10 protein-coding genes are annotated in these 8,479 nt (G+C 64.7%); 3 read left to right on the plus strand and 7 right to left on the minus strand.

The genetic code is table 11. From position 1 onward, the window contains the following. Nucleotides 1-286: 286 nt before the first annotated feature. The 4 genes from ACXYMN_RS19615 to ACXYMN_RS19630 all read right to left on the minus strand — a co-directional run bounded on the left by ACXYMN_RS19615 (nucleotide 287) and on the right by ACXYMN_RS19630 (nucleotide 3,651). Nucleotides 287-907, minus strand: coding sequence for an NAD(P)H-binding protein (locus ACXYMN_RS19615; RefSeq protein WP_459015758.1), 621 nt, complete (start codon nucleotides 905-907; stop codon nucleotides 287-289). Nucleotides 908-1,022: 115 nt separating this feature from the next. After that, a complete protein-coding gene (locus ACXYMN_RS19620) occupies nucleotides 1,023-1,529 on the minus strand; it encodes a hypothetical protein (protein ID WP_459015760.1) in 507 nt (168 codons plus the stop codon). A gap of 73 nt (nucleotides 1,530-1,602) precedes the next feature. Further along, entirely contained in the window at nucleotides 1,603-2,556 is a 954-nt protein-coding gene (locus ACXYMN_RS19625; RefSeq protein ID WP_459015762.1) for an SDR family oxidoreductase, read from the minus strand. 69 nt (nucleotides 2,557-2,625) lie between these two features. After that, a complete protein-coding gene (locus ACXYMN_RS19630; RefSeq protein ID WP_459015763.1) occupies nucleotides 2,626-3,651 on the minus strand; it encodes an aldo/keto reductase in 1,026 nt (341 codons plus the stop codon). A gap of 118 nt (nucleotides 3,652-3,769) precedes the next feature. On the opposite strand from ACXYMN_RS19630, the gene ACXYMN_RS19635 reads away from it, so the two are divergent. Then, the gene (locus ACXYMN_RS19635; RefSeq protein WP_459015765.1) at nucleotides 3,770-4,366 is read left to right on the plus strand and encodes a TetR/AcrR family transcriptional regulator; all 597 of its coding nucleotides are present in this window, start codon (nucleotides 3,770-3,772) and stop codon (nucleotides 4,364-4,366) included. Between the two features lie 82 nt (nucleotides 4,367-4,448). Here the strand turns inward: ACXYMN_RS19635 and ACXYMN_RS19640 are convergent, their stop codons facing one another. Further along, nucleotides 4,449-5,522 (minus strand): alcohol dehydrogenase family protein, encoded by a 1,074-nt coding sequence (locus ACXYMN_RS19640; protein WP_459015767.1) that lies wholly within the window; start codon nucleotides 5,520-5,522, stop codon nucleotides 4,449-4,451. Between the two features lie 67 nt (nucleotides 5,523-5,589). Between ACXYMN_RS19640 and ACXYMN_RS19645 the strand changes: the two genes are divergently transcribed. Next, entirely contained in the window at nucleotides 5,590-6,117 is a 528-nt protein-coding gene (locus ACXYMN_RS19645) for a TetR/AcrR family transcriptional regulator (protein ID WP_459015769.1), read from the plus strand. A gap of 12 nt (nucleotides 6,118-6,129) precedes the next feature. Here ACXYMN_RS19645 and ACXYMN_RS19650 read toward each other — a convergent pair whose 3' ends face one another. Together ACXYMN_RS19650 and ACXYMN_RS19655 are read right to left on the minus strand one after the other, a co-directional pair. After that, entirely contained in the window at nucleotides 6,130-6,378 is a 249-nt protein-coding gene (locus tag ACXYMN_RS19650; protein ID WP_459015771.1) for a DUF6552 family protein, read from the minus strand. Next, complete coding sequence (locus ACXYMN_RS19655; protein WP_459015772.1) at nucleotides 6,368-7,072, minus strand: SDR family oxidoreductase; 705 nt, start codon at nucleotides 7,070-7,072, stop codon at nucleotides 6,368-6,370. The genes ACXYMN_RS19650 and ACXYMN_RS19655 overlap by 11 nt, the downstream gene beginning before the upstream one ends. Nucleotides 7,073-7,191: 119 nt before the next feature. Here ACXYMN_RS19655 and ACXYMN_RS19660 point away from each other — a divergent pair, with 119 nt between their 5' ends. Next, nucleotides 7,192-8,082: a LysR substrate-binding domain-containing protein gene (locus ACXYMN_RS19660; RefSeq protein ID WP_459015773.1), complete on the plus strand. Its 891-nt coding sequence runs from the start codon at nucleotides 7,192-7,194 to the stop codon at nucleotides 8,080-8,082. Nucleotides 8,083-8,479: the final 397 nt, after the last annotated feature.

The following is an 8,479-nucleotide window of genomic DNA, read 5'->3' on the forward strand; positions in this document are numbered from 1 at the left end:
CTTTCCCCATAGCCTGATCCAAGCCCCCCGCGGCTTCCTCCTTCCGAGGTTTGTCAACGCGAGCCGCCACCTCCCGGCCGCCCACGTCGCGCCGCGGCCCGCATCGAAAAACCTTCAGGGAAGCGGAAGTTCGCTGCGCGTGCAAGAGATAGCAGCGCGCCATCTTCGAGCGGACATTCGGTGTGTCATCACTTGCTTCTTGCCGACGCAATGTATGCTCGCTTCCTTGAGATCACATTGCCAAGCGGGCAAGGGCGTTGATCGCCGCGGAGTTCAATGGCACTCCCTACGGGTCAACGGCGGCACGACCAAGCGCCACCGCCACAAAGGCCCGCCCGATCTCTTGGGTCGATGTGCCCATGCCAAACGGGCGCATCAGCGGCGCCAGTTTCGCCACCAGGCCGTATAGCGGAACGCTGTGCCGGATACCCCGACGGGCGGCGATAGCCCCGGGCTGAAACACTACGGCCTGCCTGAAGCCAGTTTTCAACACGGTATTCTCGGCGCGTCCCTTGATCCGCGCCCACAGTTGGCGGGACGTCTCGGACCTGTCCGCGCCCGGACCAGAGACGAAGACAAATCGGCACTGGCGGCTTTGGTCGTAGAGCGCCTTGACCGCGGCGGACACAAAGCCATGCTCGATCCGGGTGAACTCCTCCGTAGTATGTCCCGAACTTGGCGATCCCAAGGCCCAGAAACAGGCATCGATTCCGGCGAAGTCCCTCGCGATGGCCGAGAAATCCTCGAAATCGCTGTGCAGGATCTCGCGTAGCTTGGGGTGGGTGCGGCCGCTCGAACGGCGCAGAATGCAGATCACTTCCATGATCTCCGGGTGATCGAGACATTCAAGAAGGGCACCCGACCCCACGGTGCCGGTCGCGCCGAAGATGAGAATACGCTTGGTCATGAGTTGTCCGCCGATATGCTGGCCGGCATGCTGCCGTCACGAATTGCACAACTGAGCTGAGAAGATTCCGTGCCCTGCTGAGGCACTCCCGACACTCCGGCGCGGACGCCAATGATCATGTCGATCCCTCTGCCATCGACAGCTGCTGCCTGTAATCCTGGAGTCGGGCGTTGGCGTTGCTGTCAATGAGGATAAGAACCGTGAACAAGGCGATAGCGGTGATCAGGCTCGCGCGCCAATAGGGCCCGTCGAGGAAGGGGAGCGCCAGAGCGCAGAGGGCGATGATCGCCGGGAAGACCCTGAAGACCGCGATGCGGTAGTCGTTCAGCACCTTGTCGGCACGAGTGATCTCGGTGGCGATAAAGCCCGCAGGATCTCCGCCGAAGGCCGCCGGGACGCCTGCGAGCCGGGCTTGCGCGGGGAAAAACAGGCCGACGCCGAGGATCAGCAACAGCCCGCCCGCCACCAGCATCGGAACCGTGAAGGCCCGTGCCAGGTCGGTCGTGGCAAGCTGCCGGAAGCCCAGACCTGCCAGCCCGAATGCCATTCCGAAGGTCAGGAACGCAACGGTGGAGAGCAATTCGAACCGTCCCCAGTCGGAAGCGGTCTTGACGATGTCCATGGGGTTACCTTTCGATTGGAGGGATGGCACCGGGGTGGGTCCGAGTGTCTCGGCGCTTCCCCCGGGCGCCAGGTTACAGCTGCCAGGTGAAACCGGTGTCCGCCTCGGACCGCTCCCAGAGCTTGACCATGACCGGCTTGTCATAGGCGTGGGCGTTCAGCGTGCCCTTGCCCACCGGGCCGACGAACTCGCGGGTGCCGGTCGGGCCATAGAGCGCCCGCTGCTCGGTCAGCGCCTCTTCGGTGGCGCACATGACCTCGGGGTAGGCCCCCTGCTCGGCGGTCTGCACCATCGGCGTCTTGGTCATCAGCCACCAGATGGCGCGCATGGCCCGGCTGCCGCTGGTCGAGATCAGCGAGGTCGCGGACGAGCCCGGGTGGCAGACGAAAACCTTCACGCCCGTGCGTCCGGCGGCTTCCAGCCGGTCCTGAAGCTCATAGGCGATCATCATCTGCGCCAGCTTGCTCTGGCTGTAAGCGGTGTTCGGGCCATAGCCCTTGTCCCAGTTCATGTCGTCGAAGCGGATCGTCTTCAGACCCATGTTATAGCCGAGGCTGGCGACGACGACGATCCGGCCCTGTGACGCCTCGATCCGGTCGAACAGCATCCCGCACAGGGTGAAGTGGCCGTAGTGGTTGGTGCCGAGCTGACTCTCGAAACCATCGGGCGTCAACTTGCGCGTCGGCACCTGGGCGATGGCGGCGTTGCAGATCAGCGCGTCGATGCGCGGCGTGGTTTTCAGCACCACTTCGGCGGCTTCGCGGACCGAGGCCTGCTCGGCCAGGTCCATTCGGATGAAGCGCACGGCGGCGGCGGTGCCGAACTCCTGTTTCAACTCCTTCACGGCGACGGCGGATTTCTCGGCGCTGCGGTTCAGCATCACCACCTCCGCGCCCTTGCTCAGGAGGATGCGCGCAGCCTGGAAGCCTGCGCCGGCATTGGCGCCGGTGATCACATAGGTCTTGCCGGCAAGATTGCCGAGGCGTGCGGGCGTCCAGCCCTTGGGTCCGAAAGTCGTGTCAGCCATCTGTCTGGTCCTTGGTATGTGTCTATGGAGGGGGGCGCTCGGGTCTGTTCCGGGCGCCGTTTCTTTGCGTCAGTCGTGAAGCTGGCCGAACAGCGTGTCACCGCGCCGCCAGACCGGCAGGTAGCCGGGGTATTCGGGCTTGAGCGCGCTGACCTCGTCGAGCCGCGCCATCTCCGCTTCGCTCAAGCTGATGTCGGCGGCTTTCAGGTTGTCGACCAACTGCGCCTCCTTGCGGGCGCCGACGATCACGCTGGTGACGCCGGGCTTGTGCAGCAGCCAGGCCAGAGCGATCTGCGCCACCGAGGCGCCCTTTTTCTCGGCGATCTGCGCCAGCGTCTCGATGATGTCGAACCCTTGATCCTTGGCGACCGGCGGGAAATCGAAGGCGGCGCGGCGGCCGGAGCCTTTGGCCTCGCGGGTGTATTTGCCGCTCAGGAAACCGCTGGCCAGCGGGCTCCAGATAAAGGTGCCGAGACCGAGGTCGCGCACGGCGGGGAGGATCTCGCGCTCAAGCTCGCGGCCGACGAGGCTGTAGTAGGACTGCGCCGAGACGAACCGCTCGGTGCCCAGAAGCCGCGCCACGCCGTCCGCCTTGGCGATCTGCCAGCCGGCAAAGTTCGACAGGCCGATGTAGCGCACCTTGCCCTGCCGCACGAGATCGTCAAGTGCGCGCAGCGTCTCTTCCAGCGGCGTAGTGATGTCGAAGTTATGCACCTGGTAGAGGTCGATGTAATCGGTGCCCAACCGCTTCAGGCTGCCCTCCACCTCGCGCATGATGGCCAGCCGGCTGGTGCCCAGATCGTTCGGGCCGGTGGTCATGGTGTTGTAGAGCTTGGTGGCGATGAGGGTGTCCTGACGACGCGATCCCAGCGCCACGCCCAGCATCTCTTCCGAGACGCCCGAGCTGTAGACATTGGCGGTGTCGAAGATGTTGACGCCCGCCTCGATGGCCAGATCGACCATCCGGGTTGCCAGCTCCTGGCCGGTGGCCCCCACCAGATCGGCATAGCTGCCGCCTTCGTTGTCGAAGGTCATGGTGCCCAGCGTCAGTTCGGAAACATAGAGACCGGAATGTCCAAGCTGCTTGTATTTCATCGTGATGTCCTCTGCGCCGCGGCGCTTGCGTTTGTAAACTGTGATGTTTACATAGAGGGGAGGACGCATCCAGTAAACCCCCGTGTTTACATTTTTCCGGCCGAACGGGGCATGACCGATGAAACTGACTGAAAAGAAACGAAAAGATATTCTGGACGCCGCAATCCAAGAGTTCCGCGAACAGGGGTTTCCGGCGGCGCGGGTGAACAGAATCGCCGAACTGGCCGAGGTCTCGAAGCGCACGCTCTACAAGCATTTCGAGAGCAAGGAGGTGCTGTTCCAGGCCATCACCGACATCCTGCTCGAGCAGATCGCCGCCACGCCGAAGCTGCGCTACAACCCTGAGGCCCCGCTGCGAGAACAGCTGATCGCGGCGGCGCGGGATTACATAGGCCACCTCTCGGGCTCAGAATACATGGGCCTGAACCGGCTGGTGATGTCAGAGCTTTTGCGCGATCAGGATCTCGCGCAGGCCTTCTTTGCAAAGGCGGCGATGCAGGACGGCCCGATCCAGGCGCTGATCGGCGAGGCAATGCAGGCCGGAGCGCTGCGCCAGGCCGAGCCGGGCTTTGCCGCCGGGCAGCTTCTGTCGATGATCAAGCATTTCCTGATGTGGCCCGAGTTCCTTTTGGGCGAAAAGGCCGATCTGGACGCGGAGGCCGTCATTGCCGACTGCGTGCAGATGTTCCTCGCGCATTACGGTGAGAAAGACTGAGGGGCGCCGGGTCAATCCGGTGAAGCAGGGCGACGTCATGATCTGACATCACCCCGCCTTGGGAACTTCCCTACGTGAGGCGTTAGCCTGCAATTTCGATCCCGATCTTGCCCATGTGGGACTTCTTGAGAAACGCTTCCTGCGCGTCGCGCAGGTCGCGCAGCGCGTAGGTCTCTGCGAGAATCGGTCGGATCTCACCCCGTTCGATATAGCCCACAAGGTCGGTAAAGACTTCTGGGTCCTGCCGAGTGCTGCCGATCAGTGTCAGGTCCTTGAGGTAAAGCGTGCGCAGGTCCAGCTCCACGATCGGACCGGCAATGGCCCCTGAGGTGACATAGCGACCACGCACCGCCAGCGCCTCGAGCAGCGCGGGCCAGCGTGGCCCGCCGACGAGGTCGAGAACGACGTCGACGGCCTCCTCCGGCACGGCGTCTTCGCGTCCGATAATGGCGTCGGCACCGAGCGCTTTCAGGTCGGCGACCTTGGCCGGGCTGGTCACTGCCGTGACATGCGCGCCGCGTCGCTTGGCGAGCTGCACGGCCGCAGAGCCGACGCCGCCCGAGGCGCCGGTGATCAGCACTCGCTCTTCGCCAAGCCCGGCCCGCTGGATCATCCCCTCGGCGGTCGAGAAGGCGCAGGGGAAGGAGGCCAGTTCCACGTCGGCAAGTGGGCTGTCGATGCGGAGTGCGTGTTCGTCCTCGACAGTGGTGAACTCGGCAAAGCCGCCGTCGCGCTCCGAGCCGAAGGTGACGAGCGCCTCCGCATCTCCTCCGGCGGGTCGGTGCATGGGTCGCACCAGCACCCGTTCGCCGACGCGCGTGATGTCGACCCCGTCGCCGACCGCGACAATCTCGCCGCAGCAATCGGCGCCCTGGATGCGCGGAAAGCTCAGTGCCCCGGACCAGGCGCCATCGGCGTCCGAGGCACCGTCATAGCCCGTGGCCGCCGCGGAGTTCGTATCTCCGCGCACCGCTTTCGAATACCAGCCGGTGCGGGTGTTCACATCGGTGTTGTTCACCGCCGAGGCGCCCACGCGGATCAGCACCTCGCCCGCTCCGGGGTGCGGCACGCGCACGTCCTCTCGCCACTCCAGTTTGTCGAGACCGCCATGGCCTGTCAGAACCATCGCCTTCATCGTCTCGGGAAGGGTCATCATGTCGCTCCATCGTGTAGAATGATTACTCTACTTGCGTAGGTAGAGGGATCACTCTACAGCGTCAAGCATGACAGATACCAAAACCAAGATTGCCGCAGGACTTGAGCAAGCCTTCGCCGCCCGGGGCTTTGCCGAGCCCAGCGTCGAGGATCTGCGCGATGCAGCGGGCGTCAGCCTGCGCACGCTTTACAAATATACGCCATCACGCGCCGACATGGTGGTGGCAGCGCTGGAGCATCGCCACGGGCGCTATCTTTCGCACCTCTTCGATGACCTGCCCGCGGCGCAGGAGGCGGTGCTCGACGTGCTGTTTGAACGGGTCGGGGCCTGGATGGCGACGGAGACTTCGCATGGCTGCCTGTTCCACGGAGCGGTCGCCGCAGACCCAGGCAGCGAAGGGCTACGCGCGCTGCTGGCGCGGCACAAGGCAGAGGTGGCCCGCCGCGCCGCCGCAGCCACCGGGCTCGACGGCCGCGAAATCGATCTGTTGGTGATATTGGAGGGTCTGACACAAGCTTGGTCGCTGCATCGCGATACCGCCGTGCTCAGCGCGAAGCGGCTGGGGCACGGACTTAGGATGAACGGCGCCGCGTGACGGCGCCCTCCTTCACGTGCGCGCCATGCCCGCCAGCATCGCGCCGAGAGCGACAAAGTGGATCAACATGATCGCCCGGTCGTTCCAGAGCACCCCGACGATCAGCCAGCCGAGAACCCCAACGATGAAGAGGTAGAGGTTCCACGGCGTCCAGCCAAAGGCGGTGCCGGCATAGCCAAGGATCTGGATGATGGAGGCCGCCCATTTCACGACGAAGGCTGTGCCGTCGCGGCCCGCGAGACTGACACCCTCAGACGCCACGCGTAAGCCCCCCGTCGATCCGCCAGTTCTGCCCGGTGACATAGCCGCCGCTATCGGAAGCGAGCCAGCCGATCAGCGAGGAGACCTCCGCCTCGCGCCCGTAGCGGCCCATGGGAATGCGCGCGCGCCGGTCTTCTGTTTCGGGCAGGCTGTCGATGAAGCCGGGCAGCACGTTGTTCATCCGGATGTTCTGCGCCGCATAGCGGTCGGCATAGAGCTTGGCGAAACTGGCAAGTCCTGCGCGGAACACGCCGGAGGTCGGGAAAAGCGGGTCGGGCTCGAAGGCGGCGAAGGTCGAGATGTTGATGATCGCCCCGCCGCCCTGGGCTGCCATGATCGGCGTGACCAGCCGGGTCGGGCGGATCACGTTCATCAGATAGACGTCGAGCCCGTCGTGCCAGTCCTCGTCGGTGATCTCGAGGATGTCACCCTTGGGGCCGTGCCCTGCCGAGTTCACCAGCACGTCGATCCGCTGCCAGCGATCCATAGCGCCGTCGACGAGACGCTTCAGGTCCTTGACTGAGCGGTTGGAACCGGTGGCCCCGAAGCCGCCAAGCTCCTCCCCCAAGGCCTCGCCCTTGCCGGAAGAGGAGAGCACCCCGACCTTGAAGCCATCGGCCGCCAGCCGCCGCGCCGCGCCAGCGCCCATGCCGCTGCCGCCCGCTGTGATCAGAGCTACTTTTTCTATCGCCATCTCTAAACTCTCCATCTCTTTTCCGTGGCATCGAACTCGCCTATGCATGTTTTAGATACGGAGAAGAGGCGCGTGCGGCCAGCCAAGCGCAGCTGTTGCGCGGGTGTAGGAGAACTATCGTGACGAGCGAAGCCAATCTGCCGTCCCTGAACGGCCTGCGCGCTTTCTCGGCAGCCGGCAGGCACTTGTCCTTCCGTGCAGCGGCTGAGGAACTGGGCGTGACGCAGGGCGCCGTGGCGCAGCAGGTGCGCGGTCTTGAGAAGCATCTCGGCCTGCGCCTGTTCCTGCGCGAGCCGCGGGGGCTTAGCTTCACCGAAGAGGGGCGGACTTACCATGCCGCGGTCGCCCGGGCCTTCTCCCAGCTCTCCGACGCGACGGGGGCGCTCCTGGAGACGCCCTCGCGCGTGACGATCAGCGTGACCCCGACCTTCGCCTCGAAATGGCTCATCCCGCGGCTCGCCGAGTTCACCGAGGCCCATCCGGGGATCGACCTCCGGATCACCGCCACTGAGCGGGTCATGAGCTTCCACGCCGACGGCATCGACATCGCGGTGCGGCAGGGGCGCCCGCCGTTCGGGGCAAGCCTGCGCACCGAGTTGCTGTTCCCGCAGCAGGTTGTCGCAGTCTGCTCACCGCAGCTCACGTCCCCGGACAACCTTCCTATCGATGCGGCCGCACTGTCCCGTATGACCCTGCTGCACGACGCGCACGATCTCTGGCCGCAGTTTCTTGAGATGGCCTTCGGAACCGTGCCGACGGCGTCACGCGGTCTGCACTTCAGCCAGACGACCCTGAGTCTCGACGCAGCCTTGGCCGGTCAGGGTGTCGCCCTGGCCAGCCGTTTCCTTGTGCAGCGTGACCTTGATGCCGGTCGCCTGGTGCGTGCTGTCCAAGCCGCACTGGAGGGTGGTCAGGATTTCTACGCCCTTCTGCCTCGTCAGGGCGCATCCGAGGCGGCACATCGGGTGATGGAGTGGCTACTCAGCATGGCGCACGAGGAAATTCGATAGGGATCGAAAGGCGGGCAACGAGCGCGATATTTCGCTAAGCGGCGACTACAGGCTTTCGACTACACGACCGCTTCGGCAATGTAAGGAAGATCCCCGCGCTCAGGCCGAAGTTCCGGCCAGGGCGGTTCACAGCGATTGGCATCTCGCTGCATGCACAAAGCCGACGAGGGACTTCGTGGTCAGTTTGGGTTCGCTGCTGTCGTTCGCCGCACGGACCACCGACGTCAGCTGTGGGCCGCCCGTGCTCCTTCGCCGTCGCGCAGGTAGGGCGGGAGGACTAAGCCGCTCCGCGGCAATGGTGCCCGTGGCTGGCGTCGGTGCGTCATCTCAGCGTTTTTCTATGTGGCCGGGCTTTCTGGGCTGACGATTGGGGTCTTCCCACCGTCAGACAGGAGGT

Source organism: Roseivivax sp. CAU 1753 (assembly GCF_054482575.1).

Bases quoted from the DNA above. Each gene is read 5' to 3' on its own strand.
- ACXYMN_RS19615 (WP_459015758.1), bottom strand. From the start codon at position 907: ATGACCAAGCGTATTCTCATCTTCGGCGCGACCGGCACCGTGGGGTCG.
- ACXYMN_RS19620 (WP_459015760.1), bottom strand. From the start codon at position 1,529: ATGGACATCGTCAAGACCGCTTCCGACTGGGGACGGTTCGAATTGCTC.
- ACXYMN_RS19625 (WP_459015762.1), bottom strand. From the start codon at position 2,556: ATGGCTGACACGACTTTCGGACCCAAGGGCTGGACGCCCGCACGCCTC.
- ACXYMN_RS19630 (WP_459015763.1), bottom strand. From the start codon at position 3,651: ATGAAATACAAGCAGCTTGGACATTCCGGTCTCTATGTTTCCGAACTG.
- ACXYMN_RS19635 (WP_459015765.1), top strand. From the start codon at position 3,770: ATGAAACTGACTGAAAAGAAACGAAAAGATATTCTGGACGCCGCAATC.
- ACXYMN_RS19640 (WP_459015767.1), bottom strand. From the start codon at position 5,522: ATGATGACCCTTCCCGAGACGATGAAGGCGATGGTTCTGACAGGCCAT.
- ACXYMN_RS19645 (WP_459015769.1), top strand. From the start codon at position 5,590: ATGACAGATACCAAAACCAAGATTGCCGCAGGACTTGAGCAAGCCTTC.
- ACXYMN_RS19655 (WP_459015772.1), bottom strand. From the start codon at position 7,072: ATGGCGATAGAAAAAGTAGCTCTGATCACAGCGGGCGGCAGCGGCATG.